The sequence below is a fragment of the Microlunatus aurantiacus genome, from assembly GCF_039536605.1.
Lineage (GTDB): Bacteria > Actinomycetota > Actinomycetes > Propionibacteriales > Propionibacteriaceae > Microlunatus > Microlunatus aurantiacus.
This window is the reverse complement of the sequence record NZ_BAAAYX010000002.1, coordinates 466,518-493,192: the sequence shown is the minus strand read 5'-3', so window position 1 is coordinate 493,192 and position 26,675 is coordinate 466,518. Positions and strand designations below refer to the sequence as shown.

Annotated in this window: 26 protein-coding genes; 18 read left to right on the top strand and 8 right to left on the bottom strand. The window is 72.0% G+C overall.

Features of this window, described 5'->3' with window-relative positions; all coding sequences use genetic code 11:
- Positions 1-19: 19 nt before the first annotated feature.
- On the bottom strand, positions 20-1,720 hold the full coding sequence (locus tag ABD714_RS02430; protein ID WP_344810670.1) for a glycoside hydrolase family 13 protein: 1,701 nt from the start codon (positions 1,718-1,720) through the stop codon (positions 20-22).
- A 17-nt stretch (positions 1,721-1,737) separates the two neighbouring features.
- Here ABD714_RS02430 and ABD714_RS02425 point away from each other — a divergent pair, with 17 nt between their 5' ends.
- Complete coding sequence (locus ABD714_RS02425) at positions 1,738-2,355, top strand: Maf family protein (protein ID WP_344810669.1); 618 nt, start codon at positions 1,738-1,740, stop codon at positions 2,353-2,355.
- On the opposite strand, the gene ABD714_RS02420 is transcribed toward ABD714_RS02425, so the two are convergent.
- Complete coding sequence (locus tag ABD714_RS02420; protein WP_344810668.1) at positions 2,352-2,855, bottom strand: hypothetical protein; 504 nt, start codon at positions 2,853-2,855, stop codon at positions 2,352-2,354. The two genes, ABD714_RS02425 and ABD714_RS02420, sit on opposite strands and share 4 nt — an antisense overlap.
- A 220-nt stretch (positions 2,856-3,075) precedes the next feature.
- Here ABD714_RS02420 and ABD714_RS02415 point away from each other — a divergent pair, with 220 nt between their 5' ends.
- Genes ABD714_RS02415 through ABD714_RS02390 form a run of 6 tightly spaced genes read left to right on the top strand, consistent with a single transcriptional unit; the run spans position 3,076 to position 7,212 of the window.
- Entirely contained in the window at positions 3,076-3,969 is an 894-nt protein-coding gene (locus ABD714_RS02415) for a decaprenyl-phosphate phosphoribosyltransferase (RefSeq protein WP_344810667.1), read from the top strand.
- A complete protein-coding gene (gene dprE1 / locus ABD714_RS02410) occupies positions 3,966-5,387 on the top strand; it encodes a decaprenylphosphoryl-beta-D-ribose oxidase (protein WP_344810666.1) in 1,422 nt (473 codons plus the stop codon). The genes ABD714_RS02415 and dprE1 overlap by 4 nt, the downstream gene beginning before the upstream one ends.
- Before the next feature lie 51 nt (positions 5,388-5,438).
- Positions 5,439-6,194, top strand: coding sequence for a decaprenylphospho-beta-D-erythro-pentofuranosid-2-ulose 2-reductase (dprE2, locus tag ABD714_RS02405; RefSeq protein ID WP_344810665.1), 756 nt, complete (start codon positions 5,439-5,441; stop codon positions 6,192-6,194).
- 9 nt (positions 6,195-6,203) lie between these two features.
- Positions 6,204-6,488, top strand: coding sequence for an antibiotic biosynthesis monooxygenase family protein (locus ABD714_RS02400; protein WP_344810664.1), 285 nt, complete (start codon positions 6,204-6,206; stop codon positions 6,486-6,488).
- Positions 6,489-6,513: 25 nt separating this feature from the next.
- Positions 6,514-6,744: a peptide methionine sulfoxide reductase gene (locus tag ABD714_RS02395; protein ID WP_344810663.1), complete on the top strand. Its 231-nt coding sequence runs from the start codon at positions 6,514-6,516 to the stop codon at positions 6,742-6,744.
- 3 nt (positions 6,745-6,747) lie between these two features.
- Complete coding sequence (locus ABD714_RS02390; RefSeq protein ID WP_344810662.1) at positions 6,748-7,212, top strand: hypothetical protein; 465 nt, start codon at positions 6,748-6,750, stop codon at positions 7,210-7,212.
- A 22-nt stretch (positions 7,213-7,234) separates the two neighbouring features.
- On the opposite strand, the gene ABD714_RS02385 is transcribed toward ABD714_RS02390, so the two are convergent.
- Genes ABD714_RS02385 through ABD714_RS02375 form a run of 3 tightly spaced genes read right to left on the bottom strand, consistent with a single transcriptional unit; the run spans position 7,235 to position 9,532 of the window.
- Entirely contained in the window at positions 7,235-7,765 is a 531-nt protein-coding gene (locus ABD714_RS02385) for a gluconokinase (protein ID WP_344810661.1), read from the bottom strand.
- A 29-nt stretch (positions 7,766-7,794) separates the two neighbouring features.
- Complete coding sequence (locus ABD714_RS02380; RefSeq protein ID WP_344810660.1) at positions 7,795-8,976, bottom strand: acyl-CoA dehydrogenase family protein; 1,182 nt, start codon at positions 8,974-8,976, stop codon at positions 7,795-7,797.
- A gap of 1 nt (position 8,977) precedes the next feature.
- Positions 8,978-9,532, bottom strand: coding sequence for a DinB family protein (locus ABD714_RS02375; protein WP_344810659.1), 555 nt, complete (start codon positions 9,530-9,532; stop codon positions 8,978-8,980).
- A 299-nt stretch (positions 9,533-9,831) separates the two neighbouring features.
- Here ABD714_RS02375 and ABD714_RS02370 point away from each other — a divergent pair, with 299 nt between their 5' ends.
- The 5 genes from ABD714_RS02370 to ABD714_RS02350 all read left to right on the top strand — a co-directional run bounded on the left by ABD714_RS02370 (position 9,832) and on the right by ABD714_RS02350 (position 14,844).
- Positions 9,832-10,599, top strand: a complete 768-nt coding sequence (locus tag ABD714_RS02370; protein WP_425562323.1) for a LamB/YcsF family protein — start codon at positions 9,832-9,834, stop codon at positions 10,597-10,599.
- The gene (locus ABD714_RS02365; RefSeq protein WP_344810657.1) at positions 10,596-11,207 is read left to right on the top strand and encodes a 5-oxoprolinase subunit B family protein; all 612 of its coding nucleotides are present in this window, start codon (positions 10,596-10,598) and stop codon (positions 11,205-11,207) included. The genes ABD714_RS02370 and ABD714_RS02365 overlap by 4 nt, the downstream gene beginning before the upstream one ends.
- Before the next feature lies 1 nt (position 11,208).
- Complete coding sequence (locus ABD714_RS02360) at positions 11,209-12,102, top strand: 5-oxoprolinase subunit C family protein (RefSeq protein WP_344810656.1); 894 nt, start codon at positions 11,209-11,211, stop codon at positions 12,100-12,102.
- 21 nt (positions 12,103-12,123) lie between these two features.
- Positions 12,124-13,902 carry an acetyl/propionyl/methylcrotonyl-CoA carboxylase subunit alpha gene (locus ABD714_RS02355; protein ID WP_344810655.1) on the top strand — a complete coding sequence of 593 codons (1,779 nt, stop codon included), beginning with the start codon at positions 12,124-12,126 and terminating at the stop codon, positions 13,900-13,902.
- Positions 13,903-14,046: 144 nt separating this feature from the next.
- A complete protein-coding gene (locus ABD714_RS02350; RefSeq protein WP_344810654.1) occupies positions 14,047-14,844 on the top strand; it encodes a hypothetical protein in 798 nt (265 codons plus the stop codon).
- 45 nt (positions 14,845-14,889) lie between these two features.
- Here ABD714_RS02350 and ABD714_RS02345 read toward each other — a convergent pair whose 3' ends face one another.
- From ABD714_RS02345 to ABD714_RS02335, 3 genes are all read right to left on the bottom strand, one after another.
- Positions 14,890-15,762: a Sir2 family NAD-dependent protein deacetylase gene (locus ABD714_RS02345; RefSeq protein ID WP_344810653.1), complete on the bottom strand. Its 873-nt coding sequence runs from the start codon at positions 15,760-15,762 to the stop codon at positions 14,890-14,892.
- Positions 15,763-15,884: 122 nt separating this feature from the next.
- Positions 15,885-16,721: an alpha/beta fold hydrolase gene (locus ABD714_RS02340; protein ID WP_344810652.1), complete on the bottom strand. Its 837-nt coding sequence runs from the start codon at positions 16,719-16,721 to the stop codon at positions 15,885-15,887.
- A gap of 1 nt (position 16,722) precedes the next feature.
- On the bottom strand, positions 16,723-18,150 hold the full coding sequence (locus tag ABD714_RS02335; protein WP_344810651.1) for an NAD(P)H-quinone dehydrogenase: 1,428 nt from the start codon (positions 18,148-18,150) through the stop codon (positions 16,723-16,725).
- A 60-nt stretch (positions 18,151-18,210) separates the two neighbouring features.
- Here ABD714_RS02335 and ABD714_RS02330 point away from each other — a divergent pair, with 60 nt between their 5' ends.
- The 6 genes from ABD714_RS02330 to ABD714_RS02305 all read left to right on the top strand — a co-directional run bounded on the left by ABD714_RS02330 (position 18,211) and on the right by ABD714_RS02305 (position 26,668).
- The gene (locus tag ABD714_RS02330; protein ID WP_344810650.1) at positions 18,211-18,651 is read left to right on the top strand and encodes a gamma-glutamylcyclotransferase family protein; all 441 of its coding nucleotides are present in this window, start codon (positions 18,211-18,213) and stop codon (positions 18,649-18,651) included.
- A gap of 46 nt (positions 18,652-18,697) precedes the next feature.
- Complete coding sequence (locus tag ABD714_RS02325) at positions 18,698-19,504, top strand: purine-nucleoside phosphorylase (RefSeq protein WP_344810649.1); 807 nt, start codon at positions 18,698-18,700, stop codon at positions 19,502-19,504.
- Complete coding sequence (locus ABD714_RS02320) at positions 19,501-21,162, top strand: phospho-sugar mutase (RefSeq protein WP_344810648.1); 1,662 nt, start codon at positions 19,501-19,503, stop codon at positions 21,160-21,162. The genes ABD714_RS02325 and ABD714_RS02320 overlap by 4 nt, the downstream gene beginning before the upstream one ends.
- 117 nt (positions 21,163-21,279) lie before the next feature.
- Positions 21,280-23,523: an RNA polymerase recycling motor ATPase HelR gene (gene helR / locus ABD714_RS02315; RefSeq protein WP_344810646.1), complete on the top strand. Its 2,244-nt coding sequence runs from the start codon at positions 21,280-21,282 to the stop codon at positions 23,521-23,523.
- 215 nt (positions 23,524-23,738) lie between these two features.
- A complete protein-coding gene (gene lat / locus ABD714_RS02310) occupies positions 23,739-25,118 on the top strand; it encodes an L-lysine 6-transaminase (RefSeq protein ID WP_344810645.1) in 1,380 nt (459 codons plus the stop codon).
- Positions 25,115-26,668 (top strand): aldehyde dehydrogenase family protein, encoded by a 1,554-nt coding sequence (locus ABD714_RS02305; protein ID WP_344810644.1) that lies wholly within the window; start codon positions 25,115-25,117, stop codon positions 26,666-26,668. Before lat ends, ABD714_RS02305 begins: the two co-directional genes overlap by 4 nt.
- Positions 26,669-26,675 lie beyond the last annotated feature (7 nt).

The window sequence follows — 26,675 nt, the reverse complement described above, 5'->3', positions numbered from 1 at the left end:
ACGGCCGCTCGCGACGGAGTCAGACCTGCAGCCAGACCGCCTCGTCGACACCCAGGGTCCCGGACGCGGCGTCACCGGAGGCGATCAGCACCTGGGCGTCGGCCGGCAGCGCGTACGGGTCGGGACCGAAGTTGACCACGCAGCGGAAGCCCGGCTCCCGGGTGAACGAGAGCACACCGGGCGGCACGTCGCCGTCCCAGGCCATCGTCCCGTCGCCCAGGGCCGGGTGCTCGCGCCGGTGCGCCAGCGCCGCCCGGTAGTGGTTGAGGTGGCTGGTCGGGTCGGCGTCCTGGACCTCTTGGGTGAGGGCCGCCCAGCCCGCGGGCTGAGGCAGCCACGGCGGGGTGTCGGCGGACCCGAAACCGAACGGCGCCTCGGTCCCCGACCACGGCAGCGGCACCCGGCAACCGTCCCGACCACGGACGGTGTGTCCCGACCGCTCCCAGGTGGGGTCCTGGAGCAGCTCCTCGGGGATGTCCTCGACCTCCTCCAGACCGAGCTCGTCGCCCTGGTAGACGTACGCCCCACCCGGCAGCGCCAGCTCGAGCAGCACCGCGGCCCTGGCCCGCTTCCGGCCGAGCTCGATGTCGGTGACCCCGTCGGGGACCGAGCCGACCCCGGCGAACGAGTCCAGGTCCATCCCCTTCGGGGTGAACCGGGCACCGGTGATCGAGCGGCCGTAGCGGGTGACCACGCGGGTCGTGTCGTGGTTGGCGAGCACCCAGGTGGGCGGCGCCCCGACGGCGCCGGTGGCCCGCAGGGTCAGGTCGATCACGTTGCGCTGCGACTCCGCGGACCACTCGCACATCAGCGCGTCGAAGTTGAAGGTCGTGTGCAGCTCGTCGTCGCGGACGTACTTGGCCAGCTCCGAGGCCGGGGTCACCCACGCCTCGGACACGAAGACCCGGGCGCCGAGCTCGGAGTCGGCGTAGGAGTCGGCGACGGTCCGCCACCGGCGCAGGATGTCGTGCACGTGCGGCTGGTTCAGGTACGGGGAGCCGGTCAGCGTGTTGGTCAGCAGCTCGCCGGTCGCCGGATCGACGTCGACGTCCGGCAGACCGGCCGCCTTGGCCATGGAGTTGGCCACGTCGATCCGGAAGCCGTCGACGCCGCGGTCGAACCAGAACCGGAGGATCGAGTCGAACTCGTCCGCGACCGCCGGGTTGTCCCAGTTCCAGTCGGGTTGCTTGATGTCGAACAGGTGCAGATACCACTGCCCCGGGGTGCCGTCCGCGTCGGTGGTGCGCTCCCAGGCGCCGCCGCCGAACATCGCCGGCCAGTTGTTGGGCGGCTGCTCGCCGTCGTCCCCGAGCCCGTCCCGGAAGAGGTAGAGATCACGCTCGGCCGACCCGGGGGCCGCCGCCAGCGCGTCGACGAACCACTGGTGCTCGTCGCTGCTGTGGTTGGGGACCAGGTCGATCAGCACCCGCAGCCCCAGCTCGTGGGCTCGGGCCACGAACGTGTCGGCCTCCGCCAGGGTGCCGAACTCGGGCAGGATGCCGCGGTAGTCACTGACGTCGTAGCCTCCGTCGGCCAGCGGCGACGGGTACCAGGGGCTGACCCAGACGGCGTCGACGCCGAGGTCGGCCAGGTACTCCAGCTTGTCGATGATCCCCGGCACGTCGCCGGTCCCGTCGCCGTTCGCATCGGCGAAGGACCGCGGGTAGACCTGGTAGACGACAGCGCTGCGCCACCACTGGGAGTCATCGTCGAGAGCCATCCCCTTAACCTAGTGCGATGCGTCTGGTGCTGGCCTCCGCGTCCCCGGCCCGCCTCGCCACGCTCCGCGGCGCCGGGGTGACCCCCGCGGTGGAGGTGTCCGGGGTCGACGAGGACGCCCTCCACGCCGAGACCGTTCCCGCTCTGGTGAGCGCCCTCGCCCGCGCCAAGGCCGAGGCGGTCGCGCGCCGACGTCTCTCCGCCGACGGAGCGGTCGAGGAGGTGGTGATCGGCTGCGACTCGCTGCTCGAGCTGGACGGACAGGGCCTCGGGAAGCCGGTCGACGCCGTCGAGGCCGTCCGCCGCTGGCGGGCGATGCGCGGTCGCAGCGGGGTGCTGCACACCGGCCACCACGTCATCCGCCTGCCCGGCGGCGCCACCCGGACGGCCATCGCCTCCACCACCGTCCACTTCGCCGATCTGGACGACGCCGAGATCGAGGCTTACGTGGCCACCGGCGAGCCCCTGCTGGTCGCGGGAGCCTTCACCGTCGACGGACTCGGCGGTCCGTACGTCACCGGGATCGAGGGTGACCACCACAACGTGGTCGGCATCAGCCTGCCGCTGCTGCGGGCTCTGCTGGCCGACCTCGGGGTGTCCTGGACCACTCTGCGGGATCCCGCCGGCTCCGACTAGGCCGGACGCAGGACGATGGCCGTGGTGGTGCCCGTGCCGGTGAAGACGCCGGTCCAGCCGTGGCCCGCGAAGGCGAGGGCCTGACCCACGTCGGCGCGCGCGTCGATGGTGAAGCCACGTCCCGGCAGGGTGGCCCGGAGGTACTCCTCGACCGTCTGCGGACTCGGCCGAGCCAGCACCAGGGTGACCACGTTCGGCTGGTCGACGCTGGTCGTGAGCACGAGATCACTCGGCAGCGAGAACTCGTCCGACGGACCGTTGGCGAACCCGAGCTGCCGCAGGGTCACTCCGGACAGCGAGGTGCTGGGCGACCCGGACGGGGTGCCGCTGGACGACGGACTGGCGGCCGAGGGACTCGCAGCCGGGGGCTCGGTGGGAGCGCTCGTGACGGTGCTCGGCGGGGCGGCTGTCGGACCGCCCGGCTCGGAGGCACTGCAGGCGCTGAGACCCGCCACCGCCACCACGACCACGGCGACCAGGCGGTGACGACCCACAGACATGGCGCCCAACCTAGCCGTCCAGCAGCGGCGCCCTGGATTTCTGGACGGCTCGCCTGCCCCGCAGGCCCGAGGGGTCGAATCGATCTGAGGCGTCCGTGCGGGTGGCGGCGCACGGGGCCTGCCGCCGGGGTGCGGCCGGTGCCGTCGGCCACCCCGGCCGCTCGTGCCGACCCATCATGCTGACGCAGGGAACGGGCCGGGGCCGATACCCTTCCAGACGATGTCCGAGACCCTCGAGCGACCGGTGAGCCGGCTGCCCGCCCCCATCCGAGCGCTCCGCCCCCGCCAGTGGGTGAAGAACTTCCTCGTCGTCCTGGCCCCGCTGGCCGCCGGCTGGCTGTTCCGGCCCGAGGTGCTGCGGGGGGTGGCCCTGGCGTTCGTGGCGTTCTGCCTGGTCAGCTCCGCGGTTTACCTGCTGAACGACATCGGCGACGTCGAGGAGGACCGGCTCCACCCCCGGAAGCGGTTCCGCCCGATCGCGGCCGGTGAGCTGGGCGTCCCGGTGGCTGCGGTGATGGCGGTCGTCCTCGGTCTGGGCGGTCTGGCCCTCGGCTACCTCGTCGACAGCGCCCTGGCCGTCACGCTGGGCGTGTACGTCGTCATCCAGATCCTCTACTCCACCGTGCTCAAGCACCTGCCGGTGATCGACCTGGCCGTGGTGTCCAGCGGCTTCCTGCTCCGAGCGATCGCCGGCGGGGTGGCGGTCGGCGTGCCGCTGAGCCAGTGGTTCCTGCTGGTCGCCTCGTTCGGCTCGCTGTTCATGGTGGCCGGGAAGCGCTACTCCGAGCTGGTCTCGGTGGGCGCCGACGCGGGCACCAGGAAGTCGCTGGACCGCTACTCGGCCTCCTACCTGCGGTTCGTCTGGATCCTCGCGGCCGTGCTGGTGGTCACCGCCTACAGCCTGTGGGCCTTCGAGAACCGCTACAACCCGCCCCTCGGCGTACCGTGGACCGCGATCTCGATCGCCCCGTTCACCCTGGGCATGCTGCAGTACGCCCTGGAGGTGGACGCCGGACAGGCGGGCGAGCCGGAAGAGGTCGTCCTGCACGATCGGGTGCTACAGGGATTGGGAGTGATCTGGTTGACCACGATCTCGATCGCGGTGTTCGCATGAGTGGCGGCGAGGCCACGCAGATCCAGCCGTCGCCAGCGGTGGAGAGCCAGCTGCAGGTCCCCCAGCAGCTGGTCGAGCTGCACGGCTGGGGCCGGGCCGGCGGGAGCCGGTCCCACCTGGCGCGGATCGACACCATCGCCGGAGCCGTCTCCGCCCTGCGCAACGCCGGCACCCGCGGTGTCGTCCCCCGCGGGCTGGGCCGCTCGTACGGCGACGCCGCGCAGAACGCCGGCGGCACCACGTTGGACCTGACCCGGCTGAACAAGATCCTGCAGGTCGACGCCGAGGGTGAGGTGCCGACCGTGAGCGTTCAGTCCGGGGTCAGCATCGACGCCCTGATGAAGGCGCTGCTGCCGTTCGGTCTGTGGGTTCCCGTGCTGCCCGGCACCCGTCAGGTGACCATCGGCGGCGCGATCGCGGCCGACGTGCACGGCAAGAACCACCACACCCAGGGCAGCTTCGGCAACCACGTACGGGATCTGGACCTGCTCACCGCCGATGGCGGGATCCGCACCCTCGGTCCGGACGGAGACGACCCGGAGCTGTTCTGGGCGACCATCGGTGGGATGGGGCTGACCGGGGTGATCCTGCGGGCCACGGTCGCCGTCCAGCGCACCGAGACCGCCTACTTCAGCGTCGACACGCAGCGCTGCGACGACCTGGACTCGCTGATGGCGACGATGTCGGACGGGGACGAGAACTACACGTACTCGGTGGCCTGGTTCGACGCGGTCACCCGCGGCAAGCACCTGGGCCGGGCGGTGCTGACCCGCGGCAACAAGGCCAGGCTCTCCGACCTGCCGGCCAAGCTGCGCGCCGACCCGCTCCGCTTCACCGCCCCCGCGTTCGGCACCATCCCCGAGGTGTTCCCCAACCGGATGGTCAACCTGGCCACCGCGAAGGCGTTCAGCGCGATGTGGTTCCGCAAAGCGCCGAAGCACCGGGTCGGTGAGGTGCAGAACATCACCACCTTCTTCCACCCGCTCGACATCGTGGCCGAGTGGAACCGGCTCTACGGTCCGAACGGCTTCCTGCAGTACCAGTTCGCGGTCCCGTTCGCCGAGCACGAGACCTTCCGGCGGTGCGTCGAGATGATCGTCACCTCCGGGCACCTGTCCTGCCTCAACGTGCTCAAGCGGTTCGGTCCCGGCAACGCGGCGCCCCTGTCGTTCCCGATGCCCGGTTGGACGCTGACCGTCGACCTGCCCATCGAGGACGGCCTGGACCGGCTCTGCACGCGCCTCGACGAGCAGGTGGTGGCGGCCGGCGGCCGGTGCTACCTGGCCAAGGACTCGCGGCTGGACGCCGCCACGTTCCGGCAGATGTACCCGCGGCTGGAGGACTTCCTCGCCGTGCGGAAGCGGGTCGACCCCGGGGCGGTCTTCACCTCCGACCTGTCCCGGCGGCTGGCCCTGTGAGCTCCGGCCCGTCCCACGCCCGCCCGACCACCGACCCAGGAGCCTTGAGACATGATTGACGCCGTCGGCAACCCCCAGTCCCTGCTGCTGCTCGGGGGCACCTCCGACATCGCCCTCGCGATCGCCCGCCGGTACGCCATCGGGCGTCAGCTGCGGGTCGTGCTCGCGGCGCGGCCGACCTCGCGCCGGACCGAGTCCGCCGCCGAGCTGACCGCCCTGGGCTGTGCGGTCACCGAGGTCGATCTCGAGGCGCGCGACCCCGGATCGCACGCGGCGACCATCGACGCGGCGTTCGCGGAGGGCGACATCGACATCGCGGTGGTGGCCTTCGGGTTGCTCGGCGACCCGGAACGGGCCTGGACCGAACCCGCCGACGCGCTGGAGCTGATCGAGGTCAACTACACCGCACCGGTGCACCTCGGCGTGCTGCTGGCCAACCGGCTGCGGGCCCAGGGGCACGGCAAGATCGTGGCGCTGTCGAGCGTCGCCGGCGAGCGGGTCCGGCGCTCGAACTTCGTCTACGGCTCCACCAAGGCCGGTCTGGACGGGTTCTTCCTGGGCCTCGGCGAGGCGTTGCGCGACACCGGCGTCGGCGTGCTGGTGGTCCGCCCCGGCTTCGTCCGGTCCAAGATGACCGAGGGTCTGGACGAGGCGCCGCTGGCCGTCACCCCCGAGGACGTGGCCGACGCCGTGGTGTCGGCGGTGAAGCACCGCAAGGACCTGATCTGGGTGCCGGCGGCGATGCGGCCGGTCATGTCGGGGCTGCGCCACGTACCGCGACCGCTGTTCCGCAAGCTGCCACTCTAGGATCGCCACATGGTTCTCGAGGTGGCGATCATCGACGTGACGGACGCGGACGGGTTCGAGGCGGCGTACCGCGGGGCCCGCGACCAGCTGACCAGCACCGACGGCTGCCGCTCGGTCCGGATGACCCGCGGCGTCGAGACCCCGAAGCGGTTCGTGCTGATGGTCGAGTGGGACTCGGTCGAGGCGCACGAGCGGAACTTCCGGGAGACCGAGCGGTTCAAGGCGTGGCGCTCGGCCATCGGTCCCTACTTCGCCGAGGCGCCGCGGGTGGAGCACTTCACTGACGTCGACTGACCCCGAGCCGGACCTCGGCGGCCTCGTGGACACCCTCCCCGAGGGCTGGTCGGAGGTCAGGTACGCGGGTCGGCGCTACGGCCTGACCAAGATCACCCACACCGGTGGTCGAAGTCTGAGCGTCTGCGCCGAGCAGCTCGGGGGTGCTGACGTGATCAGCGCCAACGTCTACCGCACCGGGGCCGGTGACGTGCTCAAGCCCTGCGAGATGCCGGCGGCGAAGGTGCTGGATTTCCTTCGCGCGTTGCATCATTGACTCATGGCTCGTCTCGCCCGTGTCCTCCTCCTGGTGGCCCTGGTGGCCGGCGCAGCGCTCCTGGGGCTGGTCCCCTCAGCGGCGGGAGGGTGCGCCGGTCCCCTGATCGGACTCGGATCCACGCCGCCCCAGATGCCCGGCTCCGAAACCGCCGCCCCGGTGACCGTCGACCGGGACGCCGAGCTGTCGGTGTCCGGCCGGTGGTTCCACACCGGCTGCTCGGACACCTACGTCGGCGGCGCCTGCTCGGGGGACGGTGCCAGCCGGCCGCTGGAGACCCAGTCGCCGATGACAGGGGTCCGGCTCGAGCTGAGCCAGGGCACCAGCACGTGGCCGCTCGGGGTCGCGGACGCCACCGGAGACGACGACGTCGTGGGCTGGCAGGTCAGCATCCCCGCCGAGGCTGTGAACGGGCCGGCCACCCTGTCCGCGGCAGGCGCCCGGCTACCCGTCGTGATCACCGGCTGAGGCCGACAGTCCTCGTACGGGCTCAGGCCGGGGCGACGCCCAGCTTCGCCTCGATCTCGGCGACCTCGTTCGCCAGCGACTGGTCGACGCCGACCACTACCGAGTTCTCATCGGGTTCCAGCGCCTCCAGCGTGGCCAGCTGGGAGTCCAGCAGGCTCAGCGGCATGTAGTGGCCGGACCGCTTCGACATCTGGGCGGCGATCTCCTCGCGGGTACCGGCGAGGTGCACGAAGACCACCCCCGGTCCGCTCAGCCGGTCGCGGTAGATCCTCCGCAGCGCCGAGCAGGTGATGATGCCGGGTGTGCCGGCGTCGGTGTGCGCGCGGATCCAGGCAGCGACCTTGTCCAACCAGGGCCAGCGGTCCTCGTCGGTCAACGGCGTACCGGCCCGCATCTTCTCGACGTTCGCGGGTGGATGCAGGTCGTCACCCTCGGCCAGGTCCCAGCCGAGTCGATCGGCCAGGATCCCGGCGACGGTGGACTTGCCGGTGCCGGAGACCCCCATCACCACCAGGACGGTGGGCACGTCGTTCGCCGTCGTCTGTTCCGCCATGGGCACTCACCGTAGTGGCAGGGCCGGTCTCACTCCACCGGCAGTCCCATCCCCCGCGCGATCAGCAGCCGCTGGATCTCCGACGTGCCCTCACCGATCTCGAGCACCTTGGCATCGCGGTAGAACCGGGCCACGGGGTACTCCTCCATGAAGCCGTACCCCCCGAAGACCTGAGTGGCCAGGCGGGCGGCCGTCACGGCCGACTCGGAGGTGTAGAGCTTGGCGATCGCCGCTGCCCGCTTCAGCTCGGCCGGATCGACGTCGGTCCCGACGTGATCGTCCTTCAGCTGCGCTGCCGCGTAGACCAGCAGACCTGAGGTGTGGGCCATCACGTCCAGGTCGGCGACCATGAAGGCGACCGCCTGCTTGCGTCCGATCGGTCCGCCGAACGAGTGCCGCTCCAACGCGTAGTCGCGGGCCAGATCGCGACAGGCACGGATGGAGCCGAGGGCCAGTGCGGCGATGGCGATCCGCCCGTCGTCCAACGTGGACAGGAACTGTGCGTAGCCACGACCCCTGAGGCCGAGCAGATGATCTTCGGGCACCCGGACGTCCTCCAAGATCACCGGGTGGGTGTCGGAGGCGTGCCAGCCCAGCTTCTCGTACGCGGGCCCGATGGTGAGACCGGGCGTGCCGGCCGGGACCATGATCGTCGAGAGCTCCGGCCGGCCGTCGTCGCGCCGCCCGGTGACGGCGGTGACGGTGATCACCGACGTGATCGCCGTACCCGAGTTGGTGATGAACTGCTTGCTGCCGTTGATCACCCAGCTGCCGTCCACCAGGTCGGCCCGGGTCCGGGTGGCCGAGGCGTCCGAACCGGCCTCGGCCTCCGTCAGCCCGAACGCCGCCAGGGCCCGGCCGGCGAGCAGATCGGGCAGCCAGCGCTCCTTCTGCTCCGGTGTACCGAAGCGGGCGATCGGGTTCGCCCCGAGCCCGAGACCGGCCTCCAGCGTGATGCCGAGCGACTGGTCGACACGGCCGATCTCCTCGATGGCGATGCAGAGACTGGTGAAGTCGCCCACCCCGCCGTACGCCTCCGGCCCACCCAGAGCGAACAGTCCCAACTCACCCATCTGACGCACGGCCTCCAGCGGCAGGCCGCCGGTGGCGTTCCAGCCGGCGACGTGCGGGGCGAACCGCTCAGCGGCGAACTCCGCCACCACCGCACGGAAGTCGTCGTGCTCCTCGCTGAGCCGGTGGCGGTCCGACACGTCAGCCGAGCTCGAGGGAGGCGGCGCCGTCGGTCTGCCCGGTGACGTCCCAGAGGTGGTGGACGACATCGTGCAGGAAGTACTGGCTGAGCGTCGTCACGGTGAACTGCGAACCGTTCGAGCGGGTCCCCGTGCGGTGCTGCTGGTCGGGCCGAACCCCCCGCAGCCGGTCCACGAAGGTCAGGGCCGCAGCCTCCAGCTCGTCGGCGACCACTTCGGGATCCTGCTCGCCGTAGTGCTCCGTCCGCGCCGTCTCGTCCTGGTCCCAGTTGGCGAAGGTGGGCTCGTCCTCACCCAGGATCGAGACCAGCCGCTGGTCGAACAGCCGGTAGACGTCCCGGACGTGCGCCCCGTACTCCAGCGGGGACCAGACCGCCGGCTCGGGCCGGGACGCGACCGCCGGGTGGGAACGCAGGATGGCCACCCACTCCTCGGCGGCGACGAACGCCCGCTGGGGCACGTCGGCGACGGCGACCTCGCCCGCTGCGAACCCACACTGCTCGCAGCGTCGGTCCAGGGTCCAGGTCCAGTCCTTGGTGTCCGGCTCCGGTTCCACGAAGGTCAGGCTACCGCGCAGGCCCGCCGCCGTGGGGGCCGCCGGATCGGCCGTCCCGACACCCTTGCGCCGCGACCTCGCGGAGGAGTAGACATCTCCTACGCACCTCTTCGGAGCTGCGGGATCGGACGCCAGGACGAGGTTCGCACCCGAGGGGAGACCCGACGGCGGCACACCTGACGCTGTGCCGGAACCACCCGTCCCGACCGATCGGCCCGAGTCGTCAGGACCGTGCCAGACCGTGGGGCCTCGGGAGACTCATACTCCCCCGAGGCCCCACACCTTTCTGCGGACCGGCGATGGAGGTCACCGCCCTCCGCTGCGACAATGACGCCGTGCCCGTCGATCTGAACGCCGACCTCGGAGAGTCCTTCGGGCGTTGGCGCCTCGGCGACGACGAGGCCATGCTGACCATGATCACCAGCGCGAACGTGGCCTGCGGTTTCCATGCCGGCGACCCCGCCGGCCTGCTGCGCACCTGCCGGTCGGCGGTCCGGCGTGGTGTGGTCATCGGCGCGCAGGTCGGCTATCCCGATCTGGTCGGCTTCGGCCGTCGGTTCCTGGACATGGCGCCGGAGGATCTTGCTCCAGCGGTGGTCTACCAGATCGGCGCGCTGGACGCACTGGCCCGCACGGTCGGTGGCCGGGTCGCGTACGTGAAGCCGCACGGAGCGCTCTACAACGCCCTGGTGGACCACGAGGACCAGGCCCGGGCGGTGGTGGAGGCCGTCGCCTCGGTCGACGACCGGCTGCCCCTGCTCGGGCTGCCCGGGGCGGCGGTGCTGGAGATCGCGGAGCGTCGCGGGCTGCGCACCATCACCGAGTACTTCATCGACCGCAACTACACCCCCGACGGCCGGCTGGTCGATCGCCGACAGCCCGACGCCATGATCACCGACGCCCACCTGGCCGCCGAGCGTGCCGTCCGGGCCGCCCGAGCAGGGGCGGCCGACTCCCTGTGCCTGCACGGCGACTCCCCCGACGCGGTCGTGATGGGCCGGGCGGTGCGCGCGGGCCTGCTCGAGGCCGGGATGGACCTCGCTCCGTTCGTCGGATCCCTGCGGTGACCCGGCGGCTGCTCCCGTACGGCGAGGACGGGCTGCTGCTCGAGTGCGCCGACCTGACCGAGACGGCCGGGGTGCTGCGGGCGCTGGAGATCCTCGCGCTCCCGGAGGTGAGCGAGCTGGTGCCCGGGGCGCGGACGGTCTTCCTGCGACTCGTCCGTCCCCTGACGCCCCAGCGCCAGCGGGCACTGCTGGGTCTGGCTGCGGCACCTCCGACGGGCGACGACACCGACCGGGTCGAGATCGAGGTCCGCTACGACGGCGAGGACCTGGGTGAGGTGGCCGACCGGCTCGGTCTCACCGCCGAGGACGTGATCGCCGCGCACACCGGCCAGCGCTGGACCGTCGGTTTCTGCGGGTTCGCGCCCGGCTTCGGCTACCTCCGTGGCGAGGACGACCGGTTGCGGGTGCCCCGCCGGGTGCGCCCGCGGACGGCGGTCCCGGCCGGGTCGGTCGGTCTGGCCGACGTGTGGTCGGGGGTCTACCCCCGGCGGGGACCCGGCGGCTGGCAGCTGATCGGGACCACCGACCGTCGGCTGTGGGACCTGGACCGCGTCCCACCGGCGCTGCTGCGACCGGGGACGACGGTCCGGTTCGTCCGGGACGGCTGAGGTGCTGGTCGTCCGGCGCTGCGGCCCGCAGTCCCTGCTCGAGGACCTGGGCCGGCCCGGTCTCGCCCACCTCGGCGTCTCCGGATCGGGGGCGGCCGACCGGGCGGCGCTCCGGCTCGCCAACCGACTGGTCGGCAACCCCGAGGACGCGGTCGCCGTCGAGTGCCTGCTCGGCGGTCTGGCGGTCGAGGCCGACAGGGTGCACTGGGTCGCGGTCACCGGTGCCCCCACCGAGGTGACCGTCGACGGCACACCGACCGGCTCCCACACCCCGGTGGCGCTGCGGGCCGGTCAGACCCTGTCCATCGCCCCACCGCCGCGGGGCCTGCGCAGCTACCTGGCCGTCCGCGGCGGCATCGAGATCACCCTCACCCTGGGCAGCGGGTCCACCGACCTGCTGTCCGGTCTGGGTCCGGCCCCGTTGGCGCCCAGCACGGAGCTCCGGGTCGGCGCGGCGCGACAGCCGTTCCCGGTCACGGATCTGGCGCGGTGGGAGCCGCTGCGGACCACCTTGCGGGTGCTGCCCGGCCCCCGTCGCGACTGGTTCACCGACGAGGCCTGGCGGACGCTGCTGACCGCGGACTGGCGGGTGTCCGCCGACGCCGACCGGGTGGCGGTCCGGCTGACGGGCCCGACGCTGACAAGGGCCCGGACCGAGGAGCTGCCGTCGGAGGCGATGGTGCGGGGCGCTCTGCAGGTGCCACCGTCGGGGCTGCCGCTGGTCTTCGGGCCCGACCACCCGGTCACCGGCGGGTACCCGGTGATCGCCGTGCTGACCGCCTCCGACGCCGACCACGCCGGCCAGCTGCGGCCCGGCGACACGGTCCACTTCACCTCGGCACGCCGGTTCACCTCGGCACCCGGGCCGGCTTCCGCGCCGCCGAGATCCGGCTGAGCGCGCACTATGCTCCCGACCGTGCCCAACAGCCAACGGCGTCTGACCAAGGTCCTGGTCGCCAACCGGGGGGAGATCGCGGTCCGGGTGATCCGGGCCGCGGCCGACGCCGGGATCACCAGCGTCGCCGTCTACGCCGAGGCCGACGCCGACGGCCTGGCCGCGCGGCTGGCCGACGAGGCGTACGCGCTGGGGGGGACCACGCCGACGGACACCTATCTCGACATCGCCAAGATCCTCGCCGTGGCGGCCCGGTCCGGCGCCGACGCGGTCCACCCGGGCTACGGCTTCCTGGCCGAGAACAGCGCCTTCGCCCAGGCGGTGATCGACGCGGGTCTGACCTGGATCGGTCCGCCGCCGGCGGCCATCGAGGCCCTCGGCGACAAGGTCCGTGCCCGCCACATCGCCGAGAAGGTCGGCGCCCCGCTGGTGCCCGGCACCTCCGGGCCCGTCACGGGCGCCGACGAGATCATCGCCTTCGCCACAGCTCACGGACTGCCCGTCGCCATCAAGGCCGCGTACGGCGGGGGCGGCCGCGGGCTCAAGGTCGCGCGCACGCTGGACGAGATCCCGGCTCTGTTCGAGTCAGCGACCCGCGAGGCGGTCAGCGCCTTCGGTCGCGGCGAGTGCTTCGTGGAGCGCTACCTGGATCGCCCCCGGCACGTGGAGACCCAGTGCCTGGCCGACGCCCACGGCCACGTCGTGGTCGTGTCCACCCGCGACTGCTCGCTGCAGCGACGGCACCAGAAGCTGGTCGAGGAAGCACCCGCGCCGTTCCTGTCGCCCGACCAGGTCGACCGGCTGCACACCGCCTCCAAGGCCATCCTCGGCGAGGCGGGCTACGTGGGCGCCGGCACCTGCGAGTTCCTGGTGGGTCAGGACGGCACCATCTCCTTCCTGGAGGTGAACACCCGCCTGCAGGTCGAGCACCCGGTGTCGGAGGAGGTGTCCGGTCTCGATCTGGTCCGGGAGATGTTCCGGATCGCCGAAGGCGAACCCCTGGGCTACGACGATCCCCCGGTGCGTGGCCACGCCATCGAGTTCCGGATCAACGCCGAGGACCCAGAGCGGAGCTTCCTGCCCGCGCCGGGCACGTTGACCGCCTGGCAACCGCCGGCCGGTCCCGGGGTCCGGGTCGACGAGGGCTACCGGACCGGGATGACCGTGCCGGGGGCGTTCGACTCGCTGGTCGCCAAGATCATCGTCAGCGCCGCCGACCGGGAGACCGCGATCGCCCGCAGCCGCCGGGCCCTGGCCGAGCTGGTGGTCGAGGGCATGCCGACAGTGGTCCCGTTCCTGCGGGCGGTGCTCGATGATCCCGCCTTCACCGCCCCCGATGGTCGCCTCGGGGTGCACACCCGCTGGATCGAGACGGAGTTCGCGGGGGACCTCCCGCCGTACGCGGGCGGTTCGCCGGCGGACCAGGAGCCGGCCGAGAAGACCCGGGTCGTCGTGGAGGTCGACGGCAGGCGGCTCGAGGTGGTCCTCCCCGCCGGCCTGGGGCTGGCGCCGACCGGATCCGGTTCAGCCCGGAAACCCATCCGCCGTACGGGAACGGGCGCACGCACCACCGGGCCGTCCGGCGACGCGCTGACCTCACCCATGCAGGGCACGATCGTGGCCGTGGCCGTGGCCGAGGGTGACACCGTCGAGGTCGGTGACCTGGTCGTCGTGCTGGAGGCGATGAAGATGGAGCAGCCGCTGAACGCCCACCGGTCCGGGGTCGTCACCGGTCTGAGCGCCGAGCAGGGCGCCACAGTCACCAGCGGCGCGACGCTGTGTCGCATCGTGGACGCCTGACGGCGGCCCCGCCACGGGACCCGGACGGACGGGTCGATCCGGGACGCCCGACGCGGCTGATTCGTCGCGCGACGGCCCCAAAAACTGGGTAAGAAAGGCCCGGCGTGGTCCGGTGGCCGGGTGGGACGGGAGACACTGGAGCCCATGACTGAAGTGCTGGTCCTCCTCATCGTCGTCGCCGTGGTCGGCGGCACGCTCCTGTATCGACGCAAGGCGGTCCAGCAGCGCGAGAACCACCAGCAGGCCGAGCTGGAGAACCAGCTGTCCACCTCCAAGCGCGCCGCCGACGAGGACGTGACGAAGTTCGGCGAGGAGCTCCAGCGGCTGGACACCGACGTGGCCGGGCACCCGCTCGACGAGGCCATGCAGCAGGACTACCAGCGGGCCCTGGACGCCTACGAGAACGCGAAGATGTCGTTGGACCAGGTGCGGGTGCCGGACGAGATCAAGCACGTCACCGAGATCCTGGAGGACGGCCGCTACGCGATCGCGTGCGTCAAGGCCCGGGTCAACGACCAGCCGCTGCCGGCCAAGCGCCCGCCCTGCTTCTTCAACCCGGCTCACGGACCGTCCTCCCAGGACGTCGACTGGGCCCCGCCGGGAGGCGCTCCCCGCGCCGTGCCGGCCTGCCCGGCCGATGCCGAGCGGGTGCTGGCCGGCGCCGATCCCTACATCCGCACGGTCCAGGTCGGTGCCCAGCGGGTGCCCTACTGGCAGGGCGGCCAGGCGTACGCACCCTGGGCCCAGGGCTACTACAGCCGCTGGAACGGCAGCGACCTGCTCACCGGCGCGCTGATCGGCGGTTTCCTGTTCGGTGGTGGCGGCAACATGTTCGCCGGCATCGGGGACGGGATCGGCGACATCGGCGAGGGCATCGGCGACGGCATCGGTGGGTTGGGCGAAGGCCTGGGCGAGATGTTCGGCGACATCTTCGGCGACTGAGCAGTCGTCACTCGCTGTTCCCGACGGGCCCCCTGAGACGAGACCTCAGGTGCGCAGGGCGTCCAGCAACGGCACCAGGGTCTCGGCGCAGCCACCCTCGATCTTGACGGTGGCCAGCGAGTCGCCGCGCGTCACGCCGCGGTTCACGATCACGACGTGCCGTCCCTGCTTGGCGAGGTGGCGGACGAACCGCAGCCCCGACATCACCGTCAACGAGGACCCGAGCACCACCAGCACCTCACCGGCGTCGACCAGGTCGTAGGCGAACTCCACCCGGCGCTTCGGCACGGACTCGCCGAAGAACACCACGTCGGGCTTCAGACGACCACCACAGAGCGCGCAGGCAGCCAGCACGAAGTGGTGCCAGTCCTGCACCACCGCATCGCCGTCGGGACGGAGCTCGGCGTGCTCGACCGGCGCTTGCCCCTCCAGTCCCGGGTTGAGCTCGGTCAACCGGCGTTGGACGTCGACCCGCCGGGTGCGGTCACCGCAGTCCAGGCACACCACCCGGGCGATCTCGCCGTGCAGATCGACCACGGTCCGGCTGCCGGCCCGGGTGTGCAGACCGTCGACGTTCTGGGTGACGATCCCCATCAGACCGAACGCCTCCAGGTCGACCAGAGCCCGGTGACCGTCGTTGGGATGGGCCCGGCCCATCCGGCTCCAGCCGAGGTAGGAGCGGGCCCAGTAACGCTGCTGCGCGGCTGCGGAACCGGTGAACTCGGCGAACGTCATGGGAGTGGCCCGGACCGAGGTCGGACCCCGGTAGTCCGGGATGCCGCTGTCGGTCGAGGCGCCCGCCCCGGTCAACGCCGTCCAGGTGCGCTCCCGCAGCAGGTCCGCCAGACCGGTGATCGACTCCGGGCCCTCGGCCCAGGTGATCGGCGCGAGGTCGACCGCGCTCGCCTGCCACGCCATGCGGTTCTCCCGTCGGGGTCGAGACGCTGACAACGTGTGAGCTCAGGGTGCGTCCTGCACCCTGAACTCACACGTTGATTCTGCTCAGTCGCGCAAACCCGACGTGTCGGGTCGCTGGTGCCTCAGCTGGCCAGGAACCCGAGCAGGTGCTCGTTGACCTCGTCGGCGTGCGTCCAGAGCAGGCCGTGGGGGGCACCCTCGATCTCGGCGTACGTCGCCTCGGGCAGCAGCTCGGCGAACTTCCGGCCCGTCTTGTCGATCGGCAGGATGTGGTCGGCCGTGCCGTGCACGATCAGGGTCGGCACGCTGATCGCGTCGATGTCGGCCCGGAAGTCGGTCGGCCAGGTGAGGGGCGCGGCCGCGGCCGCGTACGCGCCACTGCTCGCGGCGACGTTCCAGCTGTTGCGGACCGCCTCCTCGCTGATCCGGCTGCCGAGGTTCTCGTCCAGGTTGTAGAAGTCGGAGAAGAAGCCGGCGAAGTACGCGTAGCGGTCCGCGAGGACGCTGTCGGAGATGCCCTGGAAGAACTCGGGCGGTCCCGCGCCGTCCGGGTGCTCGTCGGTGATCAGCAGGTACGGCTCCAGCGAGGCGAGGAACGCCGCCTTGGCCACCCGGTCGCTGCCGTAGCGGGAGAGGTAGCGGGCCACCTCCCCGGTGCCCATGGAGAAGCCGACCAGGACCACGTCGGTCAGGTCCAGGACGTCGAGGACGGTGGCCAGGTCGGCGGCGAACGTGTCGTAGTCGTAACCGACCGACGGCTGGCTGGAGCGGCCGAAGCCGCGCCGGTCGTAGGTGATCACCCGGTAGCCGGCTTGCAGCAGGGCGTGGGTCTGCTTCTCCCACGACGCCCCGTCGAGGGGGAACCCGTGGATCAGGACGACCGGCTGGCCGCTGCCCTGGTCGTTGTAGGCGAGGTCGATGTCGGCGGTGTTCTCCTGGCCGACGGTGATGAAAGGCATGTCACTCCTTGGGTACGAGGTCGTTTCCGTGCAGGTGGAGCTGGCGAGCGGCCTCGGCCAGAGAGCCCGAGACCGAGGGGTAGACGGTGAACGAACCGGCGACCTGGTCGACCGTGAGCCGCTGGGAGACGGCGATGGCCAGCGGGTAGATGAGCTCGCTGGCCCGCGGGGCGACCACCACGCCGCCCACCACGATCCCGGTCACCGGCAGGCAGAACACCTTGACGAAGCCCTCCCGCAGACCTTGCATCTTGGCCCGGGGATTGCCCTGCAGGGCCAGCTTCACCGTGGCCACCTTCGGCACCGCCACATCGGCCTGCGCCTGACTCATCCCCACGGTGGCGATCTCCGGGGCGGTGAAGACGTTGCTGGACACGATCTTGAGATCGAGCGGGGCGACGGCGTCGCCGAGCGCGTGCCACATGGCGATCCGGCCCTGCATGGCGGCCACCGAGGCGAGCATCAGCACGCCGGTGCAGTCGCCGGCCGCGTACACGCCGCGGGCCGAGGTCCGGGAGACCTTGTCGGCGACGATGAAGCCACCCCGGTCGAGGGCGACGCCGGCTTCCTCGAGACCCATCTCGGCGGTGTTCGGGATCGATCCCACCGCCAGCAGGCAGTGCGAGCCGACGATCTCGCGGCCGTCGTTCAGCCGGACGACCACGCGGTCCCCGTCCCGGGTCACCGACTCGGCCCGGCACCTCGACAGCACGGTCAGACCCCGGCGCTCGAAGACGTCCTCGAGCACCTGCGCGGCGTCGGCGTCCTCGCCCGGCAGCACCCGGTCCCGCGAGGACACCAGCACCACCTCCGCGCCCAGGGCGTCGTAGGCGCTCGCGAACTCCGCCCCGGTGACACCGGAGCCGACCACGATCAGCTTCTCCGGCAGCTCGTCGAGCGCGTACACCTGCGTCCAGGTCAGGATCCGCTCGCCGTCGGGGACCGCGTCGGGCAGCACCCGGGGGTGGGCGCCGGTGGCGATCAGGATCACGTCCGCGTCCAGCGCGACGTCCCCGTCGGCGGTCTCGGCGATCACCCGCTCCTTGCCCTCGAGCCGGCCGCGGCCCAGCAGGATCGTCACGCCCTGATCGGTCAGCCGCCGGTTGATGTCGGCCGACTGGCGACCCGCCAGCTCGAGCACCCGCTGGTTGACCGCCGCGAGGTCGACGTGCACCACGGTCTCGGCGTCGAGGGCGTCCTTGCCGCCGAACCTGATGCCGAGCTCGGTCGACTCCGCCACCCCGGTCATCACCTCCGCGGTGGCGATCAAGGTCTTGGAGGGCACGCAGTCGGTGAGCACGGCCGATCCACCCAGACCGTCGGTGTCGACCAGCGTCACCTCTCCTCCGAGCTGGCTGGCGACGAGCGCCGCCTCGTAGCCTCCGGGGCCGCCGCCGATGATGACTACACGGGTGGTCACGCGCGGCATTCTTCCACGAGGCCTCGACGGTCCCGCGGTCCGCACAGGTGGTTCGGTAGCCTCGTCGCCGTGCAGTACGCCGCGTACGGGAGCAATCTCGATCCTGACCAGATGACGTCGCGCTGCCCGCACTCCCCCTTGCGCAGCACCGGTTGGCTCACCGGGTGGCGCCTGACGTTCGGCGGCGACGGCTGGGACGGCTCCCTCCCGACGGTGGTCGAGGACCCCGAGTCCCAGGTCTACGTCGCTCTGTACGACGTCACGGAGGCTGACGAGGCGGCCCTGGACAGCTGGGAGAGCGCCGACAGCGGGCTCTACCGCAAGGTCCGGGTCCGGGTCGCGACCCTGGAGGGTGAGCTGACCGCCTGGGCCTACGTGCTGAACGACTTCGAGGGCGGCGTGCCCAGCGCCCGGACGCTGGGGATCCTGGCCGACGGGGCCGAGGCGGCGGGCGCACCGGCCGACTACGTGACCGAGCTGCGCTCCCGCTCCTGCTCCAGCGGCTGGTGACGCCGGACCGGTGTCCGCCGCGGTCCGCCGACACTAGAGTGCGGGAATGCCGTCCGCCGAGGATCCGAAGACGACCGCCACGCACGCCGCCCAGACCCTGGTGGAACGCCTGGGACTGACCCGGATCGACCTGGCCATGGTCCTCGGCTCGGGCTGGTCGGCGGCCGCCGACGACCTGGGTGAGACGCTCGGCGAGCTGGCCCTGGCCGACCTCCCCGGCTTCTCCGTCCCGGCGGTGGAGGGCCACGGAGGGACGCTGCGGGCGGTTCGCACGCCGGCCGGGAAGGTCGCCGCCGTCTTCACCGGACGGACGCACTTCTACGAGGGCCGCGGGGTCGACGCCGTGGTGCACGGGGTGCGGACCTCCGCAGCGGCCGGCGCCGAGATGATCGTGCTGACCAACGGGTGCGGCGGTCTGAACCGCGACTGGGCGCCCGGCACCCCGGTGCTGATCAGGGACCACATCAACCTGACCGGGGCGAGTCCGCTGCACGGGGCCACCTTCATCGACCTGACGGAGGCCTACTCCGCCCGGCTCCGCGCCGTCGCCCGGGAGGTCGATCCCGATCTGCCCGAAGGCGTCTACGTGCAGTTCCGCGGCCCGGCGTACGAGACACCGGCCGAGGTCCGGATGGCCGGCGTGCTCGGCGGCGACCTGGTCGGGATGTCCACCACCCTGGAGACGGTGGCCGCCCGGGAGGCCGGGCTGGAGGTGCTCGGGATCTCCCTGGTCACGAACCTGGCCGCCGGCATCTCCCCCACCCCCCTCAGCCACGCCGAGGTGATCGAGGCCGGCCTGCACGCGGGGCCGAAGCTCCGGGGTCTGCTCGCCGGTCTGGCCGCCCGCCTGTGAGCAGCACGCTCCCTGCCGGGCTCGGCGAGCAGGTCACCGCCTGGTCCGCCCAGGACCCCGACCCCGACACCCGAGGTGAGCTCGCCAGTCTGCTGGACCAGGTCGTCGCCGGCTCCGAGGCCTCCCTGACCGAGCTCTCGGACGCCTTCGCCGGGCGGCTCCAGTTCGGCACGGCCGGACTGCGGGGACCGATCGGGGCCGGGCCGAACCGGATGAACCGGGTGGTCGTCGGGCAGGCCGCGGCCGGGCTCGCCGCCTACCTGCTGGACCGGGGCCTCGGCGGCGGGACGGTGATCATCGGGCACGACGCCCGGCACAAGTCCGACGTGTTCGCCCGCGACTCCGCCGAGATCCTCGCCGCCGCGGGGTTCCGTACGCTGCTGGTGCCGGCGCCGACCCCCACCCCCGTGATCGCGTTCGGTATCCGGCACTTCGGCTGCGTGGCCGGCGTGGTGGTCACCGCGTCCCACAACCCCCCGCAGGACAACGGCTACAAGGTCTACCTGGGCGACGGGTCGCAGATCGTCCCCCCGGCCGACGGGGAGATCGCCGCGCGGATCGAGGACGTCGCCCACCGCGACCTGTCCGACGTGCCCCGCAGCGACGACTACGTGCGGTTGGGCGGCGAGCTGGTCGAGGCCTATCTCGAACGGATCGTCTCGCTGGTGCCGGACGAGGCGTCGCGCGAGCTGAGCTGGGTCTACACACCCATGCACGGGGTCGGCGGCGCGGTGGTCGCCGAGGCGGTCGTCCGCACCGGCTTCACCGGCGCGGCTGTGGTGCCGGAGCAGGCCGAACCGGACCCCGACTTCCCCACCGTCGGCTTCCCCAACCCGGAGGAACCGGGGGCGATCGACCTGGCCCTCGCCCTGGCCGCCCGGACCGGCGCCGACCTGGTGGTGGCGAACGACCCGGACGCCGATCGGTGTGCGATCGCGGTCCCGATCGACGGCGGGTGGCGGATGCTGCGCGGCGACGAGCTGGGGGCGGTGTTGGGCGACGACGCCCTGCGGCGCGGGGTGCAGGGGACGTACGCCGCCTCGGTGGTGTCCAGCTCCCTGCTGTCGGCGATGGCCACGGCGCACGGGCAGCCGTACGCGGTGACGCTGACCGGGTTCAAGTGGATCGGCCGGGTGCCCGGGCTCGCCTTCGGCTACGAGGAGGCGATCGGCTACTGCGTGGACCCCGCGGCCGTGCCGGACAAGGACGGCATCTCGGCGCTCATCCGGGTGCTCACCCTGGCCGCCGGACTCAAGGCCGAGGGCCGTACGGTGGCGGATCGACTCGACGAGATCGCGACGACGTACGGGGTGTACGAGACCGACCAGCTCTCCGTCCGGGTCGAGGACCTGACCCTGATCGCGGCGGCCATGAGCCGGCTGCGGGCCCAGCCCCCCGCCAGCTTGCTCGGGGAACCGGTGCAGGTGGTGGACCTCGCGGACGGCACCGACGAGCTGCCGCCGACCGACGGGGTGCTGCTGGCCGGTGCGCAGGTCACGGTGGTGGTCCGCCCGTCCGGGACCGAACCCAAGCTGAAGTGCTACCTGGAGGCTCGGGTGCCCCGCACGCAGGCCGTGGACCTGGTCACCGACCGGCGACGCGCCCGGGAGATGCTGACCGAGGTGCGGGCGCAGATGTCGCGGGCCCTGGGTCTGTGAGCGGCCGACCGGCCAGCCACATCCCCTCCGTTCTCAACGTATAGCGCACCCGGGGGCTTGCCGCAAGACCCCGTCGCAGCGGCACAATCCTGGCCTCGTCACTTCCAGGAGCCACGTGTGAGACCCCCGCCGACCGACATCGACTCCCCGTTCGCCCTGCCCGACCGCCTGGCCGCCAAGGCCGATCCGGAGATGATCGGTGGCGACCGCGAGCACCTGTCCACGGTGACGGCCACCCTGGCGGCCCAGATCTCCTCGCTGGGAGAACGACTCGGCGCGCTCCGGGCCTCGCCCGGCGGGGTCGGGCGGGCCGCCGCCGACCGGGACCGGGAGATCCACCGCCTGAGCTCCCGGCTGCGGCTGCTCCGACGCTTCGGCCTGGACCTCTGCCTGGGCAAGCTCGTGTACGCCGACGACACCGACCCCGTGTACATCGGTCGGATCGGCCTGAGCGACGCGGGAGGGCGGCGGTTGCTGATCGACTGGCGCGCCGACGCCGCCGAGCCGTTCTTCGCCGCCACGCACGCCCGTCCGCTCGGTCTGGCCAGCCGCCGCCGCTACCGGTGGGACCAGGGCCGGATCACCGACTACTGGGACGAGGTGTTCATCTCCGACGGTCTGGCCGGGCACGCCGCGCTGGACGACCAGTCCGCCTTCATCGCCAGTCTGGGCAGCAGCCGGTCCCCGCAGATGCGCGACGTGCTGGCCACCATCGCCACCGACCAGGACGCGATCATCAGGGCCTCGTCCCGCGGTGCGCTCGTCGTCGACGGCGGACCCGGCACCGGCAAGACCGTGGTCGCCCTGCACCGCGCCGCCTACCTGCTCTACGCCGACCCGCACGTCGACGACCGCCGGGGCGGGGTGCTGTTCGTCGGACCCCACCGCCCCTACCTGGCGTACGTGGCCGACGTGCTGCCCGGACTGGGTGAGGAAGGGGTGCAGACCTGCACGCTGCGGGACCTCGTGGGCGAGGGGGCGGTCGCCGTCGAGGAGACGGAGCCGGAGGTGGCACGGCTCAAGGCCTCCGCGCAGCTGGTGTCCGCCATCGAGCCGGCGGTCGCCCTGTACGAGGAGCCGCCGACCCGGTCGCTGACCGTCGAGACGCCCTGGGGCGAGGTCGAGATCGGTCCCGACGACTGGGCCGAGGCGTTCGCCTCCCCCGATCCGGGCCTGCCGCACAACCTCGCCCGCGACCAGGTCTGGGAGGCACTCGTGGCGACCGTGGCCGACCAGCTGGACCACGACGAGCTGGAGGACTTCTCGCCGGACGCGTTCCGCTCCGCGCTGCGGCTGGACGACGAGCTGACCGAGACCTTCACCCGGGCCTGGACGCTGATCGAGCCGACCGACCTCGTCGCCGACCTGTGGTCGGTGCCCGCGTACCTCCGCCGGTGCGCGCCCTGGCTGGGCAGCGACGAGATCGCCCGGCTGCAGCGGAGCGCTCCGGACGCCTGGACCGTCTCGGACCTGCCGCTGCTGGACGCAGCCCGACGTCGGCTCGGGGATCCCGCGACCGCGCGTCGATCCCGGCAGCGGGAGGCCGCGGTCGCCGCCGAACGTGCCTATCTGGACGACGTCATCGGCCACCTCCTCGACGCCGTCGTCGACCCCGGCGACGACCTGATCATGCTGAAGGGCGAGGACCTCCAGTCCGCGCTGGTCCACACCGACGGCCTGGCCGAGCCCGACCCCGACCTGCTGGCCGGGCCGTTCGCCCACGTCGTGGTCGACGAGGCGCAGGAGCTGACCGACGCTGAGTGGCAGATGCTGCGGCGGCGCTGTCCGTCCGGAAGCTTCACCGTCGTCGGGGACCGCGCGCAGGCCCGTCGCGGCTTCCCCGAGTCCTGGGCCGAGCGGCTGGACCGGGTCGGTCTGACCCGCATCAGCCAGGCCCGGCTGACCATCAACTACCGGACTCCCGAGGAGGTGATGGCCGAGGCCGAGCCGGTGATCAGGGCCGTGCGCCCGGACGCGAACGTGCCGACCTCCGTCCGGCGCGGTGGGATCGGCGTCCGTCACGGATCGACCGCCGAGCTCGATGCCGTCGTGGGGTCCTGGCTGGCCGAGCACCCCGACGGCATCGCGGCCGTCATCGCCGCGACGGGGGTGGCGACCGGACTCGGCGCCTCGTCGGAACGGGTTCGGCGGCTCACCCCCGAGCTGGCCAAGGGTCTGGAGTTCGACCTGGTGGTGCTGATCGAGCCGGAGACCTGGGGCGCCGGCGACCCGGGTTCCCGGCACGGGCAGGACGCGCGGGTGGTCCTGGCCGCGGTCGACACGTACGTGGCCATGACCAGGGCGACCCAGCAGCTCGTCGTCCTCCACGGCTCCGCCCCGGCTGTCGGTGCCCGGCGATAGCGTCGATCATCCGGCTGGGCCGTGATCGAGGCCGCCAAGCATCGGGTGCGTGGACCCCGTTCGACGACACCGAGAACCTGGGTCGCCCGCAGCGAGAGACCTTGACCCTGATCGACACCCAGGCTGCGAATATTGGCGCCGCTACCGAGTTTGACGCTACGATCTTCGGTATCGAAGTTCTGGCGAGTCTGCTCGCCCCGACGAGGAGGTGCCCGATGGCCGAACGTGTCCAGATCAGTCCCGACGAGGTCCACGCGTCGTTGGCGGCCCACGTGCTGACCGACGGGATGAAGCTGGTGCTGGATCTCCAGGCCAGTCGCGGCTCCCGCATCGTCGATGCCCGCTCCGGGCAGCGCTACCTGGACATGTACACGTTCTTCGCCTCGGCCCCGCTCGGGCTCAACCCGGCCGGCATCGTCGACGACCCGGCGTTCATGGCGGAGCTCGCGCAGGTCGCGGTGAACAAGCCGGCCAACCCGGACATGTACACGACCGCGTACGCGGAGTTCGTCGAGACATTCACCCGCGTGGTGGGTGACCCCGCCCTCCCCCACCTGTTCTTCGTCGAGGGCGGGGCGCTGGCGGTCGAGAACGCGCTCAAGATCGCCTTCGACTGGAAGAGCCGACAGAACGAGGCCGCCGGCCGGTCCCCCGAGCTCGGGACCAAGATCATGCACCTGACCCGGGCCTTCCACGGACGCAGCGGCTACACCATGTCGCTGACCAACACCGAACCGATCAAGACGGCCCGGTTCCCGACGTTCGACTGGCCGCGGATCGACGTACCGGCCATCACCTTCCCGATCGAGGAGCACCTGGCCGAGATCGAGGCGGCCGAGGATCACGCCTACGCACAAGCGAAAGCGGCGTTCGAGGCCCACCCGCACGACATCGCCGCCTTCATCGCCGAGCCGATCCAGGGCGAGGGTGGCGACAACCACATCCGACCCGAGTTCTTCCGGCGGATGGCGCAACTCGTCCATGATCACGACGCGTTGATGATCTTCGACGAGGTGCAGACCGGGCTCGGCACCACCGGCACCGCCTGGGCCTACCAGCAGCTCGGTGTGCAGCCCGACGTGGTCGCCTTCTCCAAGAAGGTGCAGCTCGGTGGCGTGATGGCCGGCGGCCGGGTGGACGAGGTCGCCGACAACGTGTTCGCCGTCTCCGGACGGATCAACTCCACCTGGGGCGGCGGTCTGGTCGACATGGTCCGGTCCCGCCGGATCCTGGAGATCATCGAGACCGAGGGCCTGATCGAGGCCGCGGCGGGCAAGGGCGAGCAGTTCCTGGCCGGCCTGCGCGCCGTCGCCGAGGCCCACCCCGACCGGGTCGGCAACGCCCGCGGACGGGGCCTGTTCCTGGCCCTCGACCTGGCCGAGCGGACCCTGCGCGACGAGGTGGTCGCCGATCTGCACGACCACGAGCACGTGATCGTGCTGGCCTGCGGCGAGCGGTCGCTCCGGTTCCGGCCCGCCCTCTCGGTCAGCACCGACGAGATCGACGAGGCCACCTCGGCGGTGGCCCGGTCCGTCGGCCGCGTCCTCTCCCGGCACGCCGTGCCGGTGAACACCCCACAGGAGAACAGCAAGTGAGCACCAGCCGTACGGTCACCTCGGTCGTCGACGGGCAGCCCGTCACGGGCTCGACCATGATCACCAGCAGCAACCCGGCCCGTCCCGACGAGGTCGTCGCCGAGGTCAGCCTGGCCGACGCGTCGGTCTTCCTCGGGGCGGCGGAGTCGGCCCACAAGGCCCAGGCCGGCTGGGCCGCGGTCCCGGCTCCGGTCCGCGGTCGCGCCATCGCCCAGATCGGCCGGCTGATCGAGGCCAACGCCGAGGCCCTGGCCCGGATCGTCACCGCCGAGATCGGCAAGCCGTACGCCGAGGCGCTCGGGGAGGTCCGCGAGATCGTCGACACCTGCGACTTCTTCCTGGGGGAGGGTCGGCGCCTCTACGGGCAGACCGTGCCCAGCGAGATGCCGGACAAGCAGCTGTTCACCTTCCGCAAGCCGGTCGGCACGATGGCGATCATCACGGCCGGCAACTTCCCGGTCGCGGTCCCGTCCTGGTACATCGTGCCCGCGCTGCTGGCCGGGAACACGGTGGTCTGGAAGCCGGCGGAGTACGCCGCGGCCAGCGCAGCCGCCTTCCACGAGCTGTTCGTCCGCGGTGGCGGGCTGCCGGACGGGGTGCTGAACATCGTGCACGCCGACGGAGCGGCGACCTTCGCCGGTCTGGACGAGGCTCTGGAGGCGGGCTTCGTCGACAAGGTCGGCTTCACCGGCTCGTCGGCCGTCGGGCGGGAGATCGGCGCGCTGACCGGACGCCACCTGCAGACCGCGTGCCTGGAGCTGGGCGGCAAGAACCCGCTCGTCGTGACCCCGAGCGCCGATCTCGATCTCGCCGTGGAGGGTGCGCTGTTCTCCGGCTTCGGCACCGGTGGCCAGCGCTGCACCAGCCTGGGCACGGTGATCGTGCACGCGTCGGTGCACGAGGAGTTCCTGTGCCGCTTCAACGCGGCCGTCTCCGCGGCCCGGGTGGGTGACCCGACCCAGGACGTGCTGATGGGCCCGATGCTGGACGCGAAGTTCGCCGACCGCTACGAGGAGTACCTGGACTGGCTCCAGCCGCACCACCGGCCGCAGGGCGCCGTCGGCCGGATCAGCGGCGACAACCCGCGGCACGGCTTCGTCGGCGAGGTCGGCGACGGGCTCTTCTACCACCCCGTGGTCGTCGACGGCGTCCGCCGAGGGGACCGGCTGTTCGAGGAGGAGACCTTCGGCCCGATCGTCGGCGTGACCACCTACCAGTCGCTGGCCGAGGCCATCGAGCTGGCCAACGCCCCCGGCTACGGGTTGTCGTCGGCCATCTACACCTCCGATCCGCAGGAGGCGTTCGCCTTCCGCGACGGCATCGGGGCCGGCATGGTGTCGATCAACAACTCGACCTCGGGCGCCGAGGCGCACCTGCCGTTCGGCGGCAACGGCAAGTCGGGCAACGGGTCGCGGCAGTCCGGCATCTGGGTGCTCGATCAGGTGACCCGCTGGCAGTCGGTCAACTGGGACTTCTCGGGTCGGTTGCAGAAGGCGCAGATGGACGTGGTCGAGCTCGTCCCGGAGCTGGACTTCCGGCTCGACGGCTGATCCCCTG